This window comes from Collimonas pratensis (assembly GCF_001584185.1).
Lineage (GTDB): Bacteria > Pseudomonadota > Gammaproteobacteria > Burkholderiales > Burkholderiaceae_D > Collimonas > Collimonas pratensis.
In genome coordinates this window covers 1,996,623-2,020,096 of sequence record NZ_CP013234.1, presented here as the reverse complement: position 1 = coordinate 2,020,096, position 23,474 = coordinate 1,996,623, and the positions used below count along the sequence as shown (strand labels likewise).

23 protein-coding genes are annotated in these 23,474 nt (G+C 59.4%); 7 read left to right on the top strand and 16 right to left on the bottom strand.

The annotated features are described in order from the left end of the window. Nucleotides 1-80 precede the first annotated feature (80 nt). Nucleotides 81-1,004, top strand: coding sequence for a LysR substrate-binding domain-containing protein (locus CPter91_RS09315; RefSeq protein ID WP_061946045.1), 924 nt, complete (start codon nt 81-83; stop codon nt 1,002-1,004). Between the two features lie 25 nt (nt 1,005-1,029). Here the strand turns inward: CPter91_RS09315 and egtB are convergent, their stop codons facing one another. Beyond that, on the bottom strand, nt 1,030-2,307 hold the full coding sequence (egtB, locus tag CPter91_RS09310; RefSeq protein ID WP_167595149.1) for an ergothioneine biosynthesis protein EgtB: 1,278 nt from the start codon (nt 2,305-2,307) through the stop codon (nt 1,030-1,032). Between the two features lie 20 nt (nt 2,308-2,327). Then, entirely contained in the window at nt 2,328-3,296 is a 969-nt protein-coding gene (gene egtD, locus CPter91_RS09305) for an L-histidine N(alpha)-methyltransferase (protein ID WP_082792729.1), read from the bottom strand. A gap of 311 nt (nt 3,297-3,607) precedes the next feature. On the opposite strand from egtD, the gene CPter91_RS09300 reads away from it, so the two are divergent. Then, entirely contained in the window at nt 3,608-5,404 is a 1,797-nt protein-coding gene (locus CPter91_RS09300; protein ID WP_061939560.1) for an ABC transporter transmembrane domain-containing protein, read from the top strand. A 46-nt stretch (nt 5,405-5,450) separates the two neighbouring features. Then, on the top strand, nt 5,451-6,560 hold the full coding sequence (locus CPter91_RS09295) for an NADH:flavin oxidoreductase/NADH oxidase (RefSeq protein ID WP_061939558.1): 1,110 nt from the start codon (nt 5,451-5,453) through the stop codon (nt 6,558-6,560). A 136-nt stretch (nt 6,561-6,696) separates the two neighbouring features. Here the strand turns inward: CPter91_RS09295 and CPter91_RS09290 are convergent, their stop codons facing one another. Beyond that, the gene (locus tag CPter91_RS09290) at nt 6,697-7,653 is read right to left on the bottom strand and encodes a LysR family transcriptional regulator (protein ID WP_061939556.1); all 957 of its coding nucleotides are present in this window, start codon (nt 7,651-7,653) and stop codon (nt 6,697-6,699) included. Between the two features lie 231 nt (nt 7,654-7,884). On the opposite strand from CPter91_RS09290, the gene CPter91_RS09285 reads away from it, so the two are divergent. The 4 genes from CPter91_RS09285 (at nt 7,885) to CPter91_RS09270 (ending at nt 11,542) form a co-directional block, all read left to right on the top strand. After that, complete coding sequence (locus CPter91_RS09285) at nt 7,885-8,475, top strand: TetR/AcrR family transcriptional regulator (RefSeq protein WP_061939554.1); 591 nt, start codon at nt 7,885-7,887, stop codon at nt 8,473-8,475. Between the two features lie 98 nt (nt 8,476-8,573). After that, nucleotides 8,574-9,731 (top strand): iron-containing alcohol dehydrogenase, encoded by a 1,158-nt coding sequence (locus CPter91_RS09280; RefSeq protein WP_061939552.1) that lies wholly within the window; start codon nt 8,574-8,576, stop codon nt 9,729-9,731. A gap of 63 nt (nt 9,732-9,794) precedes the next feature. Further along, a complete protein-coding gene (locus CPter91_RS09275; RefSeq protein ID WP_061939550.1) occupies nt 9,795-10,829 on the top strand; it encodes an NADP-dependent oxidoreductase in 1,035 nt (344 codons plus the stop codon). Between the two features lie 35 nt (nt 10,830-10,864). Beyond that, nucleotides 10,865-11,542 carry a type 1 glutamine amidotransferase domain-containing protein gene (locus tag CPter91_RS09270; protein WP_061939548.1) on the top strand — a complete coding sequence of 226 codons (678 nt, stop codon included), beginning with the start codon at nt 10,865-10,867 and terminating at the stop codon, nt 11,540-11,542. Nucleotides 11,543-11,663: 121 nt separating this feature from the next. On the opposite strand, the gene upp is transcribed toward CPter91_RS09270, so the two are convergent. The 13 genes from upp to CPter91_RS09205 form a co-directional block, all read right to left on the bottom strand. Further along, entirely contained in the window at nt 11,664-12,314 is a 651-nt protein-coding gene (upp, locus tag CPter91_RS09265) for a uracil phosphoribosyltransferase (RefSeq protein ID WP_061939546.1), read from the bottom strand. 181 nt (nt 12,315-12,495) lie between these two features. Beyond that, a complete protein-coding gene (locus CPter91_RS09260; protein WP_061939544.1) occupies nt 12,496-12,900 on the bottom strand; it encodes a MerR family transcriptional regulator in 405 nt (134 codons plus the stop codon). Then, nucleotides 12,897-13,340: an integration host factor subunit alpha gene (locus CPter91_RS09255; RefSeq protein ID WP_014005494.1), complete on the bottom strand. Its 444-nt coding sequence runs from the start codon at nt 13,338-13,340 to the stop codon at nt 12,897-12,899. Before CPter91_RS09255 ends, CPter91_RS09260 begins: the two co-directional genes overlap by 4 nt. 112 nt (nt 13,341-13,452) lie before the next feature. Beyond that, nucleotides 13,453-15,879: a phenylalanine--tRNA ligase subunit beta gene (pheT, locus tag CPter91_RS09250; RefSeq protein ID WP_061939542.1), complete on the bottom strand. Its 2,427-nt coding sequence runs from the start codon at nt 15,877-15,879 to the stop codon at nt 13,453-13,455. Between the two features lie 179 nt (nt 15,880-16,058). Next, the gene (gene pheS, locus CPter91_RS09245) at nt 16,059-17,075 is read right to left on the bottom strand and encodes a phenylalanine--tRNA ligase subunit alpha (RefSeq protein WP_061939540.1); all 1,017 of its coding nucleotides are present in this window, start codon (nt 17,073-17,075) and stop codon (nt 16,059-16,061) included. Nucleotides 17,076-17,294: 219 nt separating this feature from the next. Continuing rightward, the gene (gene rplT, locus CPter91_RS09240) at nt 17,295-17,654 is read right to left on the bottom strand and encodes a 50S ribosomal protein L20 (protein ID WP_061939538.1); all 360 of its coding nucleotides are present in this window, start codon (nt 17,652-17,654) and stop codon (nt 17,295-17,297) included. 20 nt (nt 17,655-17,674) lie between these two features. Then, nucleotides 17,675-17,872 carry a 50S ribosomal protein L35 gene (rpmI, locus tag CPter91_RS09235; RefSeq protein ID WP_061539612.1) on the bottom strand — a complete coding sequence of 66 codons (198 nt, stop codon included), beginning with the start codon at nt 17,870-17,872 and terminating at the stop codon, nt 17,675-17,677. Nucleotides 17,873-18,139: 267 nt separating this feature from the next. Continuing rightward, on the bottom strand, nt 18,140-18,664 hold the full coding sequence (infC, locus tag CPter91_RS09230) for a translation initiation factor IF-3 (protein ID WP_081992442.1): 525 nt from the start codon (nt 18,662-18,664) through the stop codon (nt 18,140-18,142). Nucleotides 18,665-18,723: 59 nt separating this feature from the next. Next, nucleotides 18,724-20,631, bottom strand: a complete 1,908-nt coding sequence (thrS, locus tag CPter91_RS09225; RefSeq protein ID WP_061939536.1) for a threonine--tRNA ligase — start codon at nt 20,629-20,631, stop codon at nt 18,724-18,726. A 223-nt stretch (nt 20,632-20,854) separates the two neighbouring features. Beyond that, nucleotides 20,855-21,067: a hypothetical protein gene (locus tag CPter91_RS09220; RefSeq protein WP_061939534.1), complete on the bottom strand. Its 213-nt coding sequence runs from the start codon at nt 21,065-21,067 to the stop codon at nt 20,855-20,857. Then, complete coding sequence (locus CPter91_RS09215) at nt 21,068-21,361, bottom strand: addiction module antidote protein (protein WP_061939531.1); 294 nt, start codon at nt 21,359-21,361, stop codon at nt 21,068-21,070. 9 nt (nt 21,362-21,370) lie between these two features. After that, nucleotides 21,371-21,667: a type II toxin-antitoxin system RelE/ParE family toxin gene (locus CPter91_RS09210; protein ID WP_470294984.1), complete on the bottom strand. Its 297-nt coding sequence runs from the start codon at nt 21,665-21,667 to the stop codon at nt 21,371-21,373. A gap of 295 nt (nt 21,668-21,962) precedes the next feature. Further along, complete coding sequence (locus tag CPter91_RS09205) at nt 21,963-23,450, bottom strand: efflux transporter outer membrane subunit (RefSeq protein WP_061939527.1); 1,488 nt, start codon at nt 23,448-23,450, stop codon at nt 21,963-21,965. Between the last annotated feature and the right edge of the window lie 24 nt (nt 23,451-23,474).

Here is a 23,474-nt window from a genome sequence, read left to right as displayed (position 1 = left end):
TGGTATCCCCGCATCGATAATAGAACTAGATAGCAAAAATAAGATATATTGTTCCACATACAGAACAGTGGATGACGATCATGCAAGACTTGAATGACCTCTATTTCTTTGCCAATGTCGTGCAGGAAGGCGGTTTCACGGCGGCCGGCCGCAGCCTGGGCATCCCGAAGTCGCGCTTGTCGCGGCGAATTTCAGAGCTGGAGACCCGCCTGGGCGCGCGCTTACTACAACGCAACACCCGCGGCATCGCCCTGACCGATCTCGGCAACCGCTACTACCAGCACTGCCAGGTGGTGATTGCCGCCGCCGAAGCGGCCGAACTGGCGGTCACCAGCTCGCTGGCTGAACCGAGCGGCACGGTGCGGGTCAGCTGCGTGGTGGCGATTGCGCAGACGGAAGTGGCGTTCGCGCTACCGGCTTTCCTGGAGCGCTATCCGAAAGTGAATATCGACCTGCTGTTCACCAACCGCCGCATCAACCTGCTGGAAGAGGGGGTGGATGTCGCCGTGCGGGTACGCGCCACCGACGATGAAGATCCCAACCTGGCGACACGTCGTTTGCGCTCCGCCTCTGGCGTGCTGGTGGCGACGCCGGAGCTGCTGGCCAGATATGGCGTCCTTAACCACCCGCGCGAACTGGCAAAACTGCCCTTCCTCGGCGCGGTTGAACGTGATCGCCGCGTCCACCAGCTGCTCGACGGCCCCGGCGATGAACGTTACGAACTGGTGACGGAAGCGCGCCTGGCGGTAGAGGATTTTCCCTTGCGCAAGCGGGCGGCGCTGCGGCACCTCGGCCTGACCATGCTCCCTACCGAGTATTGCAGCGAAGAGCTGACGCAAGGCCGGCTGGTCCATGTGCTGCCCGGCTGGACCACGCCGGCCGGACATGTGCAAGTGGTATACCCGACCCAGCGCGGTTTGTTGCCGGCAGTGCGGGTATTCGTCGATTTCCTGATTGAACATCTGAGCAAGCTGCAGTTCCCTGCCGACCAATGCCGGAAATGACCCAAAAAGTCATGCGAAATATCGTTTAAGAACGCGCCAGGCGGATGCCGCTGAACTGCCAGCGCGCGGTGGCCGGAAAGAAGTTGCGGTAGCTTAGACGCGCATGGCCATGCGGCGTCGCCGCCGAAGAACCGCGCAACACGTACTGGTTGACCATGAATTTGCCGTTGTACTCACCGACGGCGCCAGGCAAGGCGACGTAGCCGGGATATGGCGCATAGCTGCTGGTGGTCCATTGCCAGGCGACGCCGAAATAATTCTCTCCTTGCAGTGGGCCACCAGCCGCCGCGGCTTCCCATTCCGCCTCCGTCGGCAAACGGGCGCCAGCCCAGCGCGCATAGGCTTCCGCTTCAAAAAAGGACAGATGAGTGACGGCTTCATGCAGGGCTAGCGGCTGCGGGCCATGCAGGGTAAATTCGCGCCAGGCCGAATCGAATTGCGCCTGGGCCTGATGCCAGTACAGCGGCTGCGTGATCTTCTGCTGCATCACCCAGTCCCAGCCGGCCGCCAGCCACAGCAAGGGATTGCGGTAGCCGCCGTCTTCCATGAACGCGAGATACTCGCCGTTGCTGACCAGCCGCGAAGCCATTGAAAACGGTTCGACAAACTGACGGTGGCGCGGGGTTTCATTGTCGAAGAAAAATCCCTGGCCAACGTGGCCGACTTCAACGATGCCGGCTTCGAACGGCTGCCAGCGCAGCGCACGCGCTTGTTCGCGCCCAGCATCAGCGTCGGCCGTGGCGTCAGGCCCGTGGTAAGGCGGCAGCAAAGGATTCATCGACAGCAAATGCTTGATATCGGTCAACAGCAGTTCCTGATGCTGCTGTTCGTGCTGCAAACCGAGTTCGACCAGGGTCGCCAGTTCGCCGGCAATGTCTGCCGCCGGCACTTGCGCCAGCAACGCCAGCAGCCGTTGGTCGACGTTCTGCCGGTAGGCCAGCACCTCCGCCAGCGCCGGCCGCGTCATCAGGCCGCGCTGCGCACGCGGATGCTGTTCGCCTACGCCTTCGTAATAGGAATTGAAGAGCACCCGGAAGGCCGGGTGGAAAGGCTGGAAGGCGCTTTCGAAACGTTCCAGGATGAAGGTCTCGAAAAACCAGGTGGTGTGGGCCAGATGCCATTTGGCGGGACTGGCATCCGGCATCGATTGCACGCAGCAGTCTTCTGCCGACAAGGGCTGCACCAGCCGGCAGCTCTGTTCGCGCACGCTTGCGAAAGCTGCCGCCAGATGGCGCATTGCCTGCGTTGCTTGGCCTGCAGCCTCAGAGGCCAGGCCGGGTCTGGTCACCATATCCATCGTCATCCTGTTGTCGGGTTGCGCGTTCAAGCGATGCGGGCATGGCAGACCATGAACCAGTTGTGCTCGTCGCTCCAGGTCTGGACCTTGCCGAAGCCGGCTTGCTGCAGCAGGTCAATGAAGCCTTGCTCGGTGTATTTGTAGCTGCTTTCGGTATGGATGCTTTCGCCCTGGGCGAAGCGCCGCATGCCGCCGTCCTGCCAATGGACCACCAGGTCCTGGCGTGCTTCCAGGTGCATTTCTATGCGATGCCGAGCCTCGTTGTAGAAGGCCCGGTGGCTCCATTGCTGCGGCTGGAAATCGGCTTCCAGCAGGCGGTTCACATGGTTCAGCAAATTCAGGTTGAAGGCCGCGGTGACGCCTAGCGCATCGTCATAGGCGGCATCCAGCACGGCCTTGTCCTTGACCAGGTCGATGCCGATCAGCAGGCCGCCGTCGCTGCCGGCGATGGACTTGCGGATATTGTGCAAAAACTTCAGTGATTCCAGCGGCGCAAAATTGCCGATGGAAGAACCGGGATAAAAGAACTGGCGGCGCTGCGCACCTACCGCGGCAGGCAGCTCCAGCTCGGAGGAGAAATCCATGCCCAGGCTGGTCATCTTGATTTTCGGGAACTGCTGCTGCAACGCGCTGACCGCTTCGCGCAGGAATTTTTCCGAGATGTCGATCGCTACATACTGCTTCGGCCGCAGGCTCGGGAACAGGCGCGCCGCCTTGCTGCAATTGCCGGCGCCGAGGTCGATCAGGGTCGCATCGGGGCCGAGCGCCGCGGCGATCGCGCCGGCATTCTGTTCGAAGATCGCTGCTTCGGTACGGGTCGGATAGTATTCCGGCAGTTCACAGATCGCCGCAAACAAGCGGGAGCCGAGTACATCGTATAGATATTTGGGAGAGACGTGGGCATGGGGCGCCAGCAGGCCGGCTACCAGCTGATCTTGAACCTCGTCTTGCGCTACGCAGTTTTCCGGATGCGCCGGTTGCTGCAGTTGAGCCAAAGGATTCTCCTAAGGTTGCTATCAGTGGAACGACACATTTAGTTGCTTGTTCAGCTATAAAAAATCACATCCTTCGCAGCGAGATCCTGCGCCATCGCCCAACATCCACTACACTAGCAAACTGCCAGGCAATGAAGTAAGTATATCGATAATCCACAATTGGTTGAAGTTCCCCTTGAATAGATAGCAAAGTGCGCTCGCCCTCTTAACGGATGGCAATATCAATCCACGGACGCGCTAAGATTGCAGCTTGATGCAGATGCAGGCAAACCGCAGGGCCAGGTTCAACGGCGGCCCATACATAATCCAACATGACAACCATAACTTCCAAAGAACCACAAAAACGCAGTCTGGGCACACTTGTCGGCTTATTCCCTTTCCTGGCTCCCTATAAACGCCAGTTTGCCATGGCCAGCATCGCGCTGCTGGTGGCGGCCGGCGCCACCCTGGCGATTCCGTATGCATTCCGGCAGATGATCGATCTCGGCTTCAGCGCCGGCGGGATCCAGGGCGCCAATCATATCGACCTGTATTTCCTGGCGCTGTTCGGCGTCGCTTGCGTGCTGGGCGTAGCTACCGCTGCGCGCTTTTACATGGTGTCCTGGCTTGGCGAACGGGTCACCGCCGACCTGCGCAGCGCGGTGTATTCGCATGTCGTGACGCAGAGTCCGCAGTTCTTTGAAACCACCAAGACCGGCGAAGTGCTGTCGCGCATCACCACCGACACCACACTGATCCAGGCGCTGGTCGGCACCAGCATCTCGATGGCGCTGCGCAATGCCTTGCTGTTCGCCGGCGGCATGATCATGCTGTTCATTACCAGCGTCAAGCTGAGCGCGATCATCCTGGTGATGCTGGCGCTGGTGGTGCTGCCTATCGTCTGGTATGGCCGGCGCGTGCGCAAGCTGTCGCGAGATTCCCAGGACCGGGTGGCGGACGCCTCGGCCATGGCCGGCGAGATCCTCAACGCCATGCCTACCGTGCAAGCCTTCACCCATGAAATCATCGAGGCACAGCGCTTCGACGTCTCCATCGAAAATGCTTTCAGCACCGCGATGGAACGGATACGCGCGCGTTCGCTGCTGACCATGATGGCGATCCTGCTGGTGTTCGGCGCCATCGTATTCGTGCTGTGGCTGGGCGCGCACGCCGTGGTCCAGGGCAGCATGACGGGCGGCGAACTGGGCCAGTTCATCTTGTATGCGGCCCTGCTGGCCGGTTCCATCGGCGCCCTGGCGGAAGTGATGGGCGATGCCCAGCGCGCCGCCGGCGCTACCGAGCGCCTGCTGGAGCTGCTGGCGGCGCAGTCGCCGGTGCAATCGGTGCTGCTGCCCGATATGCTGCCGCCGCGCACTGCGCAAGGCGCCGCCCTGACTCTGGAAAATATCGGCTTCCGCTACCCGTCGCGGCCTGAGAGCGCCGCCCTGCACGGCTTGTCGCTGGACATCCGCCCTGGCGAAACGGTGGCCGTGGTCGGCCCTTCCGGCGCCGGCAAGACCACCCTGTTCCAGCTGCTGCTGCGCTTCTACGATCCGCAGCAAGGCAGCATCAAGCTCGACGGCGTCGACATCAAGTATCTCGACCTGCATACCTTGCGCAACGCCATCGGCATCGTGCCGCAAGACACCATCATCTTCTCCGCCAACGCGCTGGAAAACATCCGCTACGGCCGCGTCGGCGCCAGCGATGCCGAAGTGATCGCCGCCGCCAAGATGGCGGCCGCCCACGAATTCATCGAACGCCTGCCGGAAGGCTATCAATCCTTCCTCGGCGAACGCGGCGTGCGCTTGTCAGGCGGCCAGCGCCAGCGCATCGCGATTGCCCGTGCCCTGCTGAAAAATCCGCCGCTGCTGCTGCTGGATGAAGCCACCAGTGCGCTCGACGCCGAATCCGAACGCGCCGTGCAAGGCGCACTGGAAGCGGCGATGGTCGGCCGCACCACGCTGGTGATTGCGCACCGCCTGGCGACCGTACAGCGGGCCGACCGTATCATCGTGCTGGAACACGGCCACGTGGTCGAAACCGGCAGCCATGCCGAACTGGTCGCGCACAATGGCTTGTACGCAAGCCTGGCGGCGCTGCAGTTCAACATCGTCAACGAAATGTGAGCCGCTCGACAGCGGTCTTGCCAACACCAACTTACAGGAAAAGAATATGAGCATCTTGTTTTCTCCATTGAAGTTACGCGGCGTGACGCTGGCCAACCGGATTGCCGTGGCCCCCATGTGCCAGTATTCGGCCGAAGACGGCTTCGCTAACGACTGGCACCTGGTGCACCTGGGCAGCCGCGCGGTCGGCGGCGCCGGCCTGATCATCTTCGAAGCCAGCGCGGTGCTGCCGCATGGACGCATCTCGCCGCAGGACCTCGGCATCTGGAAGGACGAACATATCGCGCCGCTGAGCCGCATCACCCGCTTCATCGAACAGCAAGGCGTGGTGGCCGGCATCCAGCTGGCGCATGCCGGCCGCAAGGCCAGCGTCTGGCGGCCGTGGGAAGAACAGCAAGGCCGGGTCGAACCGGAGCAAGGCGGCTGGCATACCGACGCGCCGTCGGCGATTGCTTTCGATCCCAGCTATACCAACCCGGCTGCGCTCAGCATCGATGGCATCAAGAGCGTGATACAGGCCTTTGCCGATGCTGCCGTGCGTGCGCACAAAGCCGGCTTCAAGCTGGTGGAAATCCACGCCGCGCATGGCTATCTGCTGCACCAGTTCCTGTCGCCGATCAGCAATCAGCGTACTGATCAATACGGCGGTTCGTTTGAAAACCGCGTACGCCTGGTGCTGGAAGTGGTGGCTGCAGTGCGCAAGGTGTGGCCGCAGGATCTGCCGCTGCTGGTGCGGCTGTCTGCCACCGACTGGATCGAAGGCGGCTGGAACGCCGATGAAACAGTAGCCTTGAGCCGCCTGCTGCGCGAAGCAGAAGTCGACCTGGTCGACGTCTCCAGCGGCGGCAACATCGCCAGCGCCAGCATTCCGGTCGGTCCCGGCTACCAAACCAAGTTCGCCGCCAGGGTCAAGCACGAAGCCGGCATCGCCAGCGGCACGGTCGGCATGATTACCGATCCCGGCCAGGCCGAGCATATCCTGCGCACCGAACAGGCCGACCTGGTGCTGATGGCGCGCGAACTGCTGCGCGATCCTTACTGGCCCTTGCATGCAGCCGATGCGCTGCACGACGTCACCTCGTGGGCACCCCAATACATGCGCGCGACATCACGCAAGTCGCCGCAGCGGCCGAGCGTGAATTACAGCGAAAAGTAAGCGGAAAATCAAATCAGTTCTGTAGGGTGGGCACATCGTGCCCACGCGTGAATTTGCCCTACGCAATGCTTACTTCGGTGCCGGATGGGCTCGCTCTCTGGATATCGCCGTAACGCGTGGGCACGATGTGCACACCCTACATCTGCTGCACCGCTTGCTTGGCCGGCGTCTTGCCTAGGCCGGCGGCCACTTCGGCGATCAGCCGCCGCAGCCAGACCACGTCCGGCGCCACATGCGAACGCGCATGCCACAGCATGTAGAAACGCATCTTCGGCATGTCGAACGGCAGGGTAAACATGCCGATCGGCCAGTCTTCGATGATGTGCTCGGCGAACTGGCGGCCGGTAGTGAAAATCAGATCGGATTTCGACAGCACGTGCGGCACCAGCGCGAAGTACGGAATCGTCACCTGCACGTTGCGCTTCAGACCCTGTTCGGCCAGCGCGGCGTCGATGCCGCTGCGGTGCCCTTCTATATACGGGGTCGGCGCCAGGTGCGGCATTTCCAGGTAATACTTGAGGGTCAGGCCCTTCTTCGCGACCGGATGGTCGCGGTGCATCATGCACACCACGTCGTCGTCGAACAATTGCGCCAGGTGCAGGTGCTCGGGCGGATCCGGCCAGTTGCCGATCACCATGTCGAAGCGGCCGGTTTCCAGCGCGCTGGCGTAGTCCAGGTTGGCGTCCAGCGCATGCACCATCAGGCTGGCGCCCGGCGCGCGCTTGCGCAGCTGCTCGATGATGGACGGGATCAGCAGCATGTTCAGGTAATCCGGCGTACCGATATGGAACACTCGCGAGGTGCTGTCGGCTTCAAAGGCGGCCACCGGCGCCGCAATTCTTTCGATCACTTCCAGGCCTTGCTTGGCCAGCGCCAGCAGCTCCTGCCCCCGTTCCGTCGGCACCATGCCAGTCTTGCCGCGCACCAGGATGGCGTCGCCGGTCAGCTCGCGCAAACGCTTGAGCGTGTTGCTGATGGTCGGCTGCGACTGCCCCAGCTTGATGGCGGTGCGCGAGACACTTTTTTCCACCAGCAAGGTGTGCAGCACACGCAGCAGGTAGGTATCAAGATGGTGGTTGGTACGGGATGTCATGGGCGCCGCTAAAAAAGGTGGGGAACTGTCAACTTTCGGATAGATATGAAAATTGCATAATCAACCCCACCAGCATAACGGATATGCGTAAACATGAATAGTCATCGGTAAAGCATGACTGGATAACTTTAAAGTATCGAATCGGCCGGATTCTGCCCAAATTTGGTTAAAAATTATCAGTTTTGATTGAATTAGACGACCGGTCTAATTTTAATGTAGAATAGCTCCATCATGCGAACCTCTTACGACACCACCAAGCGCCATATCCTCGACGCCGGACAGAAAATCATTGCAGTCAAAGGCTTCTCCGGAGTCGGGCTGAGCGAGATCCTGAGTGCGGCGGCGATACCCAAGGGCTCCTTCTATCACTACTTCGGCTCGAAGGAGCAATACGGCCGGGCGCTGATGGAACAATATGTAGAAGATTATCTGCAGGCGCTCAACCAGGTCTTGCAGACCGGCGCCGGGCCGGCACGCGAGCGCTTGCTGCGCTATTGGAGCAACTGGCGCGAGACCCAAGCCGGCGGCGAAGCCATGGACAAGTGCCTGGTAGTCAAGCTCAGTGCGGAAGTGGCCGATCTGTCGGACGACATGCGCCTGGTCCTGTGCGCAGGCACACAGCAAGTGATGGCCCGGATCGCCGACTGCATCGCTGAAGGCATCGCCGACGGTTCCCTGCAGCTCAGCCTGGAACCCCAGAAAACCGCACAGATGCTCTATCAGCTATGGTTGGGCGCCAGTCTGCTGGCCAAGCTGCAGCGTGACCGCGGTCCGCTCGAAAACGCCATGGAGATCAGCCTCAGCGTACTGGCGTCGCCCTGAACAATCCACACATCACACACGCGCTTGCATCTCGCAGGCGCATCCGTTTTTTTGCCGCTCGCCTTGTTTGAGCGACTTATTTGCCAAAGGAAATCCCCATGCTGAATTTTGAATTCTACAATCCCACCAAGATCGTCTTCGGCCGCGACACCATCGCCAAGCTGTCTCAGCTGGTGCCTGCCAAGGCCCGTGTACTGATCCTGTACGGCGGCGCCAGCGCGCAGAAAACCGGCACTCTGGCCGAAGTCAAGGCAGCGCTCGGCGAGCGTGAAGTCCATGAGTTCGCCGGCATCGAACCGAATCCGAGTTATGAAACGCTGATGCAGGCTGTCGAGCAGGTGCGCGCGCAAAAGATCGATTTCCTGCTGGCGGTCGGCGGCGGCTCGGTCATCGACGGCACCAAGTTTGTCGCCGCCGCTGCGCATTTCGAAGGCGAAGCGTGGGACATCGCCGTCAAGCGCGGCGCCAACATCACCAGCGCCCTGCCCTTCGGCAGCGTGCTGACCTTGCCGGCGACCGGCTCGGAAATGAACAACGGCGGCGTCGTCACCCGCAAATCGATACAGGCCAAGCTAGCCTTCCACAGCCCGCTGGTGTTTCCGCAATTCTCGATTCTCGATCCGACCAAAACCTTCACCCTGCCGCCGCGGCAGATCGCCAACGGCGTGGTGGATGCCTTCGTGCACACCGTCGAGCAATACCTGACGTATCCGGTGCAAGGCCAGGTGCAAGACCGCTTCGCCGAAGGCTTGCTGCTGAGCCTGATCGAAACCGGGCCGAAAGTGCTGGCCGAGCCAAATGACTACGACGCTCGCGCCAACCTGATGTGGGTAGCGACGCTGGCGCTCAACGGCTTGATCGGCGCCGGCGTGCCGCAAGACTGGGCTACCCACATGCTCGGCCATGAACTGACCGCGCAATACGATATCGACCATGCCCGCACCCTGGCGATCGTGCTGCCGTCCTTGCTGACCGTGCGCCGCCATAGCAAACATGCCAAACTGCTGCAATACGCCGAGCGCGTCTGGCAGATTACCGAAGGCAGCGAAGATGCCCGTATCGACCTCGCCATTGAACGCACCCGCGCATTCTTTGAAAGCATGGGCATCAAGACCCGCTTGTCGGATTATGAATTGGGCCAGCCTGCGGTCGAAACGGTGCTGGTGCAACTCGAACAACATGGCATGACCCGACTCGGTGAGCACCAGGACCACACCCTCGCAGTCAGCCGCAAGATCCTCGAAGCGGCACTGTAAAACTGATTCCGCCCACGCCGGCAAAGCAGCGCCGGCACTCATTCCACCCAAGGAGTAGCGAACATGTCACAAAGCAAAACCGTCAACCGCCGCATCTTGCTGGCCTCGCGCCCGCATGGCGCACCGACTGCCGAGAATTTCAAGCTGGATCAGAGCCCGCTGCCGGTACCCGCCGCGGGCCAGGTATTGCTGCGTACCGTCTATCTCTCGCTCGATCCGTACATGCGCGGCCGCATGAGCGATGCGCCTTCCTATGCTGCGCCGGTGGAAGTCGGCGAGGTGATGGTCGGCGGTACGGTGGCACGGGTTGAAGCCTCGGAAAATCCTGCCTACAAAGCGGGCGACCTGGTGCTGAGCTACAGCGGCTGGCAAGACTATGCGCTGTCCGACGGCAAAGGCTTGACCAAGCTGGATCCGAAGCTGGGCAAGCCATCGTATGCGCTGGGCCTGCTCGGCATGCCCGGCTTCACCGCCTACATGGGCTTGCTCGACATCGGCCAGCCGCAAGCTGGCGAAACGGTGGTTGTGGCTGCCGCCACCGGCGCGGTCGGCTCGGTGGTCGGGCAGATCGCCAAGCTTAAGGGCTGCCGCGTGGTCGGCATTGCCGGCGGCGCCGACAAGTGCAAGTATGCCGTAGAAGAATTGGGCTTCGACGCCTGCATCGACCACCGCGCAGCGGATTTCCCGCAACAGCTGGCTGCGGCCTGCGACAAGGGTATCGATGTGTATTTTGAAAATGTCGGCGGTGCCGTGTTCCAGGCCGTGCTGCCCTTGCTGAACGCGAAAGCCCGGGTGCCCTTGTGCGGCATGATCGCCAGCTACAACGCCACCGGTAAGCCGGAGGGCCCGGATCACCTGCCGTCACTGATGCGCCGCCTGCTGACCCGCCGCATCAAGATGCAAGGCTTCATCATCTTTGACGACTACGGTCACCGCTATCCGGAATTCTTCAAGGAGATGAGCGGCTGGATCGCTGCCGGCAAGATGAAATACCGCGAAGACATCGTCGACGGCCTGGAAAATGCGCCGCAAGCGTTCATGGGTCTGCTGGAAGGCAAGAACTTCGGCAAGCTGGTGATACGCACCGGCGACGAATAAGCGCTCCGACTATCGCTACATCAAAAGGAATTCACATGAACATATTAAGGGTACTGACCTCGCACGACAAACTGGGCGACACGGGTAAGAAAACCGGCTTCTGGCTGGAGGAATTCGCCGCCCCCTACTACGCCTTCCTGGACGCCGGCGCCAAGCTGACCCTGGCCTCGCCGCTCGGCGGCCAGCCGCCGCTGGATCCGAAAAGCGATGAACCCGACGCCCAGACCGAAGCCACAGAACGCTTCCGCAAGGACAGTGCAGCGCAAGCCGCCCTGGCTTCGACCATCAAGCTGCCTTCGGTTCAGGCGAAAGATTATGACGCCGTATTTTATCCGGGCGGCCACGGCCCTCTGTGGGACCTGGCGGAAGACAAGGATTCGATCGCGCTGATCGCTTCCATGTACGCCGCCGGCAAGCCGGTCTCCGCGGTCTGCCATGCGCCGGGTGTGCTGCGCCATGTGGAGGCTGCCGACGGCACGCCGCTGGTCAAGGGTAAAAAGGTTACCGGTTTTTCGGATAGCGAAGAAGCTGCCGTGCAGTTGACCGATATCGTGCCTTTCCTGGTGGAAGCCGAACTGAAGCGCCTTGGCGGTGATTACAGCAAGGGCGCGGATTGGGGCAGTTATGCGGTGGCAGATGGGAATCTGATCACAGGGCAGAATCCGGCTTCTTCGGTTGCGGTGGCGGAGCTGGTGTTGAAAATGCTGGCTTAAGGTTGTAGCAGGAAGATATTGAGCGCTACGGGATGTACTCCGTGGTCCGTCAAATGGGGTCGGAGTAATTTTCGCAAAGAACGCGAAAAAAACTCCGACCCCATTTGACTGCTGCTGCGGTTTATTTGGTACCGAATATGCGGTCGCCGGCGTCGCCGAGGCCTGGCACGATGTAGGCGTGTGCATCCAGGTGAGAATCCAGGCCTGCCACATACAGTTTCACGCCGGGATGCGCATCCTGGAACACCTGCACGCCTTCAGGCGCCGCCACCAGCGCCAGGAAGATGATCTGCTCGTCGGTCACGCCACGCTTCTTCAGCACATCCACCGCATGCACCGCCGAGTTACCAGTCGCCACCATCGGATCGCAGACAATGAAGATACGCTCCGCCAAATCCGGCAAACGCACCAGGTACTCCACCGGCTGGTGCGTATCCGGATCGCGATACACCCCGATATGCCCCACCCGCGCCGACGGCACCAGGTCCAGCAAACCGTCGCTCATGCCGATCCCCGCGCGCAGCACCGGCACCACCGCCAGCTTGCGCCCGGCGATCACCGGCGCCTCCATGCTCTGCATCGGCGTCTCGATCAGTTGCGTCGTCAGCGGCAGGTCGCGCGTGATTTCATAGCCCATCAACAGCGTAATTTCCCGCAACAGCTGGCGGAAAGTACGGGTCGAGGTCTCCTTGCTCCGCATGTGGGTCAGCTTGTGCTGGATCAGCGGGTGATTGAGGATGAAGAGATTGGGAAAACGTGGGTCGCTGAGCATAAGTGTCATTCTTGCGGGACAGAGGCGCACGGCGAGTGTTTATGAGTCACCGCAGCGCGATGAATTACGCTCGCCGCGCGCCTCTGTCCCCAACTAATTAGATAAAACGGTTAAATTGCAAAGAAAGGCATTAGTCCAAATACAAAAAAGGAGAGATTTCTCTCCCCTCCATGTTCAGTAGTTATTCTACGACTGGCTCGGTTTTGGGTATCAGCAGCGCCAGTATCTGTTCGAGTTCGTGACGCACCTCGACCAGGCTTATCTCGTTCTGCTTGGCTTCGGCCTGCTCGGCTTCCGCGGCAGCGCCCAGGCGGCCGTCGAGCTTGTTGCGCGCGCCGCTGATGGTAAAGCCATGTTCATACAGCAGCTCGCGGATGCGGCGGATCAGCAGCACTTCGTGATGCTGATAATAACGGCGGTTGCCACGCCGCTTGACCGGCTTGAGCTGGGTGAATTCCTGCTCCCAATAGCGCAGCACATGCGGCTTGACGCCGCACAGGTCGCTCACTTCGCCGATGGTGAAATAGCGCTTGGCCGGAATCGGCGGCAATACGACAAGCTCGGTTTTACTAATGCGATCGTTCATGAATTAGCTGGCAGGGCGGCGGCAAACTGTTGAATAGGCTGGATGGGTTGCAGGCTTGCGGCTTCAACCATGCCCTTGAGTTTCTGGCTAGCGTGGAAAGTCACCACGCGGCGCGCAGTGATAGGAATCTCTTCCCCGGTTTTCGGATTGCGGCCCGGACGCTGCGGCTTGTCGCGCAGCTGGAAATTGCCGAAGCCGGACAGCTTCACCGACTCGCCACGCTCCAGCGCATCGCGGATTTCATCGAAAAACGTTTCCACCATGTCTTTGGCTTCACGCTTGTTGAGACCAACCTGTTCAAACAAAAGTTCAGCCAGTTCCGCCTTGGTCAGTGTCGGTAAATTCTTTTCTGCCTGCGAACGGGCTTGCGCTTCGCGCATCGCCCGGTTCAGGTCGGCGTCCAGAACGGATTCAAATTCTACTGTCTGCATATTGTTCATTCTGTTGTTACGCCCCTGTCTTCTGGATTGCTGCCGCCGGAGCGGCGCTTGCGCGCAGGCATCCGGCTTTTACCGCAGGTTTTATCATTAAATTACGTGGATTGAAGAGAAATCAAGTCCGTAATTTTGCTGTTGGCACCTTGCTGACAGCAGCGATCAAAGCAGACATGGCGGCTTCTACGGTGTCATCTTGGAGGGTGTTTTCAGTATCTTGCAAGGTAAACCGGAAAGCAAGACTTTTTTCGTCATTTTCCAATCCTTTGCCATGATATTCATCAAATAAAACAATGGCTTGCAGAATTCGGCAGGCTGGATTTCCTTGCTGCTCAGCAGCAAAAACGTCCATCAGATCCTGGGCGTAAACCGCTTGTTTTACCACCACGGCAAGATCGCGCACCACGGCCGGAAATTTCGAAATTTCGACGTAGGCCGGCACTTGCCGTTGCTGCAACGCCAGGCCGTCGACTTCAAACAGAACCGGCGCCAGCGGCAGCTCATACTTCTGCTGCAGACGTGGATGCAGCTCACCGATGAAGCCGATCGCTTGATCGCCCAGCAGCACCTGCGCCGAACGACCCGGATGCAGCGCCGGATGTTCGATTTTAGCGAAACGCAAAACCAGTGGCGCGAACAGCGCTTCCAAATCGGCTTTGACATCGAAGAAATCGACGTTGCGGCCAGCCTGACCCCATTGCTCGTCGGCTTGCGGGCCGTAAGCCAGGACGGCGATCCGCTTCGGCTGAGCATATCCGGCAACCGCCAGCGGGCCGTTCTCGACCTGCTGGTCACGCATGTAGACCGCGCCGGTTTCAAAAATCCGCACACGGTTCAATTTGCGGTTCAGATTGTATTTGACGTTGGCGACCAGGCTGCCGACCAGGGTCGAGCGCATCACGCCCATCTGGCTGGCGATCGGGTTGAGCACCTTGATCGGCGCCAGGTTGCCGGCGAAATCAGCTTCCCAGGCTGCTTCGACGAAGCTGAAATTGATCACTTCCTGGTAATCCAGGTCGGCCAGCTGGCGCCGCGAGGTGAACAGCGAGCGCTGGCTTTCCGGCGCGATGTACATCGCGTTCGGCGCCACCGGCGGCAAGGCCGGGATGTTTTCAAAGCCGTAGACGCGGGCGATTTCTTCGATCAGGTCTTCTTCGATCTCGATATCGAAACGGTAGGACGGCGGCGTCACCGAAAACACGCCGTTCTCTTGCGTGAAGGCCAGGCCCAGGCGAGTGAAGATGTCGGCGATCTGGCTATCCGACAAAGGCACGCCGATGACACGGATCGCACGCGACGTACGTACCTTGACCGGATCGCGCTTAGGCAGGTTGACACTCTGGTCGTCAATCGGACCGATCTGGGTGGCAGGCGTGCCGCAGATTTCGACCAGCAAAGCCGTGATGCGCTCGATATGCTCCACCGTGGTGGCAAAATCGACGCCGCGCTCGAAGCGATGGCCGGCATCGGTTGAGAAATTGAAGCGGCGAGCGCGGCCCTGGATTGCTTGCGGCCACCAGAAGGCGGCTTCCAGATAAATGTTTTGCGTTTCCAGCGACACTGCGGTGGCGTCGCCGCCCATGATACCGGCCAGCGATTCGATCTGCTGATCATCGGCGATCACGCCGATCCAATCGTCAACGCTGACGGTATTGCCGTTCAACAGTTTGAGCGATTCGCCCGCCTTGCCCCAGCGTACATCGAGGCCGCCGTGGATCTTGTCGAGATCGAATACGTGGCTAGGACGGCCCAGCTCCAGCATCACGTAGTTGGAGATGTCCACCAGCGCCGAGATCGGCCGCTGGCCGCTGCGCTCCAGACGCTGCTTCATCCATTGCGGCGTCGGCGCCTTGGCGTTGAGGCCGCGGATTACGCGGCCGGAGAAACGGCCACATAAATCAGGCGCGGAAATCTTGACCGGCAAGGTTTCGGTAATCGTCGCAGCGACAGTCTTGTACTGCGGTTGTTTCAGCGGGGTGCCGGTCAGAGCCGACACTTCGCGCGCCACGCCCAGCACCGACAGGCAATCCGCCTTGTTCGGCGTCAGCTTGATGGTGAACTTGAGGTCGTTGAGTTCGAAATAGTCGCGGAAATTCTGGCCGACCGGCGCATCGTCCGGCAGTTCCAGCAAGCCGCCGTGCTCTTCCGACAGCTTCAGTTCGCGCGCGGAGCACAGCATGCCTTGCGACTCGACGCCGCGCAACTGGCCCAGCTTGATCTCGAACGGCTTGCCATCGGCGCCCGGCGGCAGGATGGCACCGACCATGGCGCACGGCACCTTGAGACCCGGGCGCACGTTCGGCGCGCCGCAGACGATGTTGAGCATGGTGCCGGTGCCGACGTCGACCTGGCAGACATTCAGGCGATCAGCATTCGGATGCTTGGCGGTCTCGACCACCAGGCCCACCACGATATTGGTAAAGGGCGGCGCGACCGGCTCGACCTCTTCCACTTCGAGACCGGACATGGTCAGCAGGTGGGACAATTCGTCCGAAGTCATCTTCGGATCGACCATGGAACGCAGCCAGCTTTCAGAGAATTGCATAGGTAAAACCTTCAAAAACCTGTATCAGGATTTTAGGTGACCATTCAGCACCTGCAGAGAACCACACCTTGTACGTCATTCCCGCGCACGCGGGAATCCATTTTAATCAGTAACCTGGATCCCCGCGTTCGCGGGGATGACGGACTCGATGCTCCGGTTAGCGCTGAACGGCGATAATTTTAGTTAAATTGCTTCAAGAAACGCAGATCGCCTTCGTAGAACAGGCGCAGATCGTTGATGCCATAACGCAGCATGGTCAAACGCTCGATGCCGGACCCGAACGCGAAACCGATGAACTGTTCCGGATCCAGGCCCATGTTGCGCACCACGTTAGGATGCACCTGGCCGGCGCCAGAGACTTCCAGCCAGCGCCCTTTCAGCGGACCGCTGCCGAAGGCAATGTCGATCTCGGCCGAAGGCTCGGTGAACGGGAAATAGGAGGGACGGAAACGCACTTGCAGATCGTCGGTTTCAAAGAAAGCCTTGACGAAATTCAGGTAGACACCTTTGAGGTCGGCGAAGCTGATGTCTTCGGCAATCCACAATCCTTCGACCTGATGAAACATCGGCGAATGGGTGGCGTCGCTGTCGACACGGTAGGTGCGGCCGGGGGCGATGACCTTGATCGGCGGCTTGTTCATGCGCGCATAGCGCACCTGCATCGGGCTGGTGTGAGTGCGCAGCAGCAGCGGCTTGCCTTCGGTGTCGTTGCCTTCGATGTAGAAGGTGTCCTGCATCGAACGCGCCGGATGGTTTTCCGGGCTGTTCAAGGCGGTAAAATTGGTCCAGTCAGTTTCGATTTCAGGGCCGTCGGCCACATCGAAACCGATCGAACGGAAAATTTCTTCGATACGCTGCCAGGAACGCATCACCGGATGGATGCCGCCGACGCCACGGCCACGGCCCGGCAAGGTGACATCGATCGCTTCTGCATTCAGGCGCTCTTGCATCTGCGCATTGGCCAAGGCATCACGGCGCGCGGTCAGCGCGGCTTCGATCTGCTCTTTGGCGGTATTGATGACGGCGCCCTGGACTTTGCGCTCGTCCGGCGCCAGCTTGCCCAGCCCCTTCATCTGCTCGGTGATCTGGCCGGTCTTGCCGAGATATTTGGCTTTCGCGTTTTCCAGCGCGGCAGCGTCGACGGCGGCGATGAAATCAGCCTGGGCTTGCGTTACTAATTGTTCTAGGGAGTTCATGCAGTTTTTTCCTGCTCCATTGAAGCCGAAATACACCCATCTATCCAGTCAGGGACAGAGCAATACGCCACAGGACAAGCCAGGCGACTCTTGAGCTCTTCCGCAAACACGAAAAGTGGCGGTTAAAAACACAAACGGGGCATAAGGTGTTGACCTCTGCCCCGCTCGGGATTGCCACGCCGCAGAACCGCGCGGCATTGGCAAAACTACATAAGAAACTTACGCAGCGATGTTGGCCTTGACTTGATTGACAATCGCAGCAAACGCTGGCTTGTCCATCACTGCCATATCAGCCAGAACCTTACGGTCCAGTTCGATCGAAGCACGCTTCAGACCGTTCATGAATACGCTGTATGTCATGCCATGCTCACGGGAAGCGGCGTTGATACGGGCGATCCACAATGCACGGAATACGCGCTTCTTGTTGCGGCGGTCACGGTATGCGTATTGACCAGCGCGCATGACTGCTTGCTTGGCTACACGGTAGACTTTACTGCGGCGACCGCGGTAACCCTTGGCAAGGTTAAGAACTTTTTTATGACGGGCACGAGCTGTAACCCCACGTTTTACTCTAGGCATAATAACTCCTTAGTATGAGGTTAAGCGTTCGGCAACATGCGCGAAACGGATACCATGTTGTGGTCATTGACCCCAACGGAACCGCGCAATTGACGTTTGTTTTTGGTGGTTTTCTTGGTCAAGATGTGACGTTTAAACGCTTGGCCGCGCTTAACAGTACCACCCGGACGGACGCGGAAGCGCTTTTTGGCGCTGCTCTTCGTTTTCATTTTAGGCATGACACTATCTGTCCTCTAGGGACAGCTCCTTTTTTTAACATGATTGCAGGTGGCAACAATATCGTTACGCTTGGATGCCTGCTCTCACTTGTTTAAACCCAACTGCCCGACTGCCACAGCTGGATTTCGCAGCAGGATCTAGCCTGCTGCTTTTTCGGTGACAGAACGATTGTTCGTCCCTACACCTAAAATCTTAATCAGTTGAGGACAGAATAATTCGCCGCGCTTCGGCGACTCTTAAACTCTGCCCCGCAATCCGTTAGCTTGTTATTTCTTCTTCTTAGGGCCAATGATCATGATCATCTGACGCCCTTCCATCTTCGGCCACTGCTCGACCTGTCCGTACGGCTCCAGGTCTGCCTTCAGACGTTCCAGCATGCGCATGCCGATGTCTTGGTGGGCCATTTCACGGCCGCGGAAACGCAGCGTGATCTTGACCTTGTCGCCGTCTTCGTCCAGGAAGCGGGTCAGGTTGCGCAGCTTGATGTTGTAATCACCATCATCGGTACCTGGGCGGAATTTGACTTCCTTCACCAGGATGACCTTCTGCTTCAACTTGGCCTCGTGCGCCTTCTTCTGTTCCTGGTACTTGAACTTGCCGTAGTCCATCAAACGGGCTACCGGTGGCTGCGCTGTCGGTGCGATTTCCACCAGGTCAACGTTCGCCTCTTCCGCCAAGCGGAAGGCCTCAGCCAGACTGACGATACCGAGTGCTTCGTTCTCGACACCGGATAAGCGCAATTCTGGCGCCGTAATTTCGCCGTTGATGCGATGTGACTTGTCCGTAGCTATTGCAGTTTCCTTTAAAAATCAAATAATTAAGCCGTGCTCTTGCGCTTGGGTCACCCCGTTCAGGCTTTGGTCTCGACCTCGTTCTTGAGGCGCTCCACCAGTACGTCGATAGGCATCACACCCAGATCGACATTGCCCCGCGCTCGCACGGCCACTGTGTTTGCATCACGCTCTTTATCACCGACAACCAGTATATAAGGCGGCTTCTGCAAAGAATGCTGCCGTATTTTATAGGTAATCTTCTCATTACGCAAATCGGTCTCTACCCTAAACCCTTGTTTTTTCAGCGTTTGTGCAACATTCTGCACATATTCGGACTGGGCGTCGGAGATATTCAAAACAACAACTTGCACTGGAGCAAGCCACAAAGGCATGGCGCCGGCGTGATTTTCAATCAACATGCCGATAAAACGCTCCAGCGAGCCGACAATAGCACGATGCAGCATGACCGGTACTTTGCGGCCGTTGTCTTCAGTAACATATTCCGAACCGAGGCGGCCCGGCATCGAAAAGTCGACCTGCATGGTGCCGCACTGCCAGGAACGGCCGATCGAATCCTTCAGGTGATACTCGATCTTCGGCCCGTAGAAAGCGCCCTCGCCCGGCAATTCTTCCCACTCGGCGCCGGAGGCACGGATGGCTTCGCGCAAAGCGTTTTCAGCCTTATCCCAGACTTCTTCCTCGCCGACCCGCTTTTCAGGACGCAGGGCCAGCTTGACCGCCACTTCCGTGAAGCCGAAATCGAGATAGACCTTGCGCACCAGCTTGTCGAAAGCAGCAACTTCATCCTGCACTTGTTCTTCAGTACAGAAAATATGGCCGTCATCCTGGGTAAAGCCGCGTACCCGCATCATGCCGTGCAAGGCGCCGGATGGCTCATTGCGGTGGCACTGGCCGAATTCGCCGAAGCGCAAAGGCAGGTCGCGGTAGCTGTGCAGGCTGGCATTGAAAATCTGGATATGGCCCGGGCAGTTCATCGGCTTCAGCGCATAGCTGCGGTTTTCCGACTCGGTGGTGAACATGCTCTCGCGATAGTTTTCCCAGTGACCAGTCTTTTCCCACAGGGAACGATCAAGGATCTGCGGCGCCTTGACTTCCTGATAACCATTGTCGTTATAGACGCGGCGCATGTACTGCTCGACCTGCTGCCAGATTGTCCAGCCTTTGGCGTGCCAGAAAATCAGGCCCGGCGCTTCGTCCTGGAAATGGAACAGATCAAGCGCGCGGCCCAGCTTGCGGTGGTCGCGCTTCTCCGCCTCTTCCAGCATATGCAGGTAAGCTTCCTGCTCATCTTTCTTGGCCCAGGCAGTGCCGTACACCCGCTGCAGCATTTCATTCTTGGCATCGCCGCGCCAGTAGGCGCCGGCCAGCTTCATCAGCTTGAACACCTTCAGTTTGCCGGTCGACGGCACGTGCGGACCGCGGCACAAGTCGGTGAACTTGCCTTCTGTGTAGAGCGAAACTTCCTGGTCCTGCGGAATCGAGCCGATCAGTTCTGCCTTGTAGGCCTCGCCGATCGATTCAAAATAGGCAATCGCCTCATCGCGCGCCACTACCTTGCGTGTGACGGGCTCATCCTTCTTGGCCAGCTCAGCCATCTTCTTTTCGATTTCCAGCAAGTCTTCCGGCGTAAACGGGCGCTTGTAGGCGAAATCATAGTAAAAGCCATTCTCGATCACCGGCCCGATCGTCACCTGCGCATCAGGGAACAGTTCCTTGACCGCATAAGCCAGCAAATGCGCTGTCGAATGGCGGATTACTTCCAGGCCGTCGGCATCCTTGTCGGTCACGATCGCCAGCTCGACATCGCGCTCGATCAGGAAGGAAGTATCGACCAGCTTGCCATCGACCTTGCCGGCCAAAGCCGCCTTGGCCAACCCGGCGCCGATACTGGCGGCGACCTGCGCCACAGTCAGCGGCGCGTCGAATTGACGCTGTGAACCATCGGGAAGTTTGACTGCTATCATTTTTAGCCTCGTATCAGTGCCGGCCCTGCCAGGCCGCACCGGATTGAATTAAGTTAAGTTAATTGCTAATATTTACAAAAATGTTTTACAAAAACGCGGACGAAAAAAAACGCGGACCAGCCGCGCTTTTTTCATCTTGCAGGTAGAAAAAGGCCTCGACTAGTGTCGCTCACAGATTGTGGTGGTAGTTCGCGGTGTCATAACCGGGATGCCTTTCTCGCTCTTACAGATGGTGAATTCGTTGCTGCCGGCCGTCGGAAATTGCAACAATCGCGACGGCAACAGGATGCTTCCGATCATACCAGAAAATGTGTGCGGCATGGCAAGTGCGCAAAGCAGGGTGTTGCGTGTTTACCAAAACAGAGTCCGCGCCGCGCTCCATGCCCAGCCCTGCCGCAACATTACCCACCACCAGATTGCCGCCGGCCAGCGCCATTTATGCCACGCTCGCGTGCAGTCTCAAGCCAAGTGCTTTCATGACTTTCAAAATGGTTCCGAACTCGGGATTACCCTCGCCCGATAGCGCCTTATACAGGCTTTCGCGCGCCAGCCCGGTATCGCGCGCCACCTGGCTCATGCCATGCGCGCGCGCAACGTTGCCCAAAGCATGTGCGATGAAAGCGGGATCGTCACCCGCTTCTTCAAGGCAGGCATCGACATAGGCAGCAATATCGGCCGCGGTTTGCAGATGCTCTGCGGAATCCCACTGACGCAGTTTGATCGTTCCCATGCATCGCTCCTAAAGTTGACGCGCCAATTCCAACGCGGTATTGATGTCCTTGTCCTGCGCCGACTTGTCACCACCCGCAAGCAATATCACTATCTCATCGCCACGTTGCATAAAGTAGACCCGGTAGCCACAGCCGAAGTGAATCCGCATCTCGGAAACACCTTCACCGACAGCTTTGCAATCGCCAAAATTACCCAGCTCAGCACGGTCAATGCGCACTTGGATCCGCGCTTTGACGCTGCGGTCGCGCAACGAGGCAAACCAATGCTCAAATACAGACGTTGTTTGAATAGTTTTCACTGACAACTGTATCCCATAAATTACATCACGTCAAATCCCCTACTGCCCCACAAATGCGCGTGACGCAACAACGGCAGCCCATGCAAGCGACCTGAAGATTTTTGAATTGCCATGCAGGTAGAAAGAGATAGGCAATTCCGGTGCGACGATGCAGCCCTGCCCCGGCACATTAGCACTCGCTATGCACTTAAAACGCTACTGGAAAGTATTTAAGAAATGCCAGAGAGCGCAACGCAGACATCCGCTGCGGGCACACGCGAACGGACAATCTGCGCCGATGATTTCTCTATGCAAGCAATGATTACTTGGCCGTTGCAGCCAAGGTCTCCCCGCGATTCCACCAGCCCCCACCCAGCGCCTGGAACAGCGCCGCTGTATCGGCAAAGCGCGCCGCCTGCGCCTGCGCCAGGGCGATCACAGCTTGCTGATAGGTTTGTTGCGCGGTCAACAAGGTCTGCGGCGTGGCTGCGCCCAGTTGCACCGACTTGCGCGAAATCTCCAGGCTGCGCGCGGCGGCGCGTTCGGCCAGGTACTGCGCCTGCAGGGCGTCGGCATCGTATTGCAAGGCGCGCAGGCTGTCGGCGACATTCTGGAAGGCGTGGATCACGGTGCTTTGATACTGTGCTGCAGCCTGTTCCAGCAAGGCTTCCGAAGCGCGCTTTTTGTGCAGCAGCGCGCCGCCGGCAAACAGCGGTTGCGTCAGGCCGCCAACCAGACTCCACAAACCGGTGCCCGAAGTAAACAGATCGCCCATCTGCGCGGCGGCGCTGCCGATATTCGCGCTCAGGGTTATCTGCGGCAACATGTTGGCGGTAGCGACGCCGACGGCGGCGCTGGCGGCATGCAGCTGCGCTTCCGCCGAACGAATATCAGGACGCTGCTGCACCAGGCTGGACGGCAGGCTCACGGGCAGCTGCTGCGGCAGGCTGAGACTGGCGAGGTCGAATTTCTGCTCCAGCTCCTCACTCGGAAAACGCCCGGCCAGCACTGTCAGCAGGTCGCGCTGCAGCGCCAGCGATTTTTGCAGGGGCGGCAAACTGGCCTGGGTCTGGGCCAGCGCGGCCTGCTGCGCCAGCACGTCAGCCTGGGCTACGTCGCCGAGTTGATACTGGCGCTGCAGCAGCACCAGCAATTCGCCTTGCACCTTGAGCACTTCCTGGGTCGCCGCAATCTGCGCCCGCAAAGCCGCTTCCTGCACCGCGGCGGCGACCACATTCGAGGTCAGCGTCAGATAGGCTGCTTCCAGCAGGAATTTCTGCTGCTCGGCCTGGGCTTGCAATCCCTCGACCTGGCGGCGGTTACCGCCAAACGCGTCGAGCGTGTAGGAAACGCTGACCTGGGCAGTGTGCAGGTTGAACGGCGACGGTCCCTGGCCGGCCGACAGCGGCTGCTTTTGCCGGGTCGGCGCCAGGCTGGCATTGACGCTCGGCAGGAATGCGCCCTGTTGTGCGGATGCCTGCTCCTGCGCGGCGCGCAATGCGGCCTGCGCCGACTGCAGGTCCGGATTGGCCTTGAGCGCCTGTTCGATGACGGCATTCAATGCCGGCGAATTGAACAGAGTCCACCACTGGGCCGGAATATCCATGCCTTCAACGAACTGCTGGGCCGTGCCGCCGGTGGTCGCGGCGGACGAAGTGGTTGCCGGCAGCGGCTCCTTGGCGTAGCCCTTGACCTCAGGCGCAGCCGGCTGCTTGAAATCCGGCCCGGCGGCGCAACCAGCCAGCGCCAGTGCGATGACCATCACGGAGATTCTCAGCGGCAGCTTGCAATGCAATGTCGTTGTATTCATATTTTTACCTGCCCGTTTTTTCCC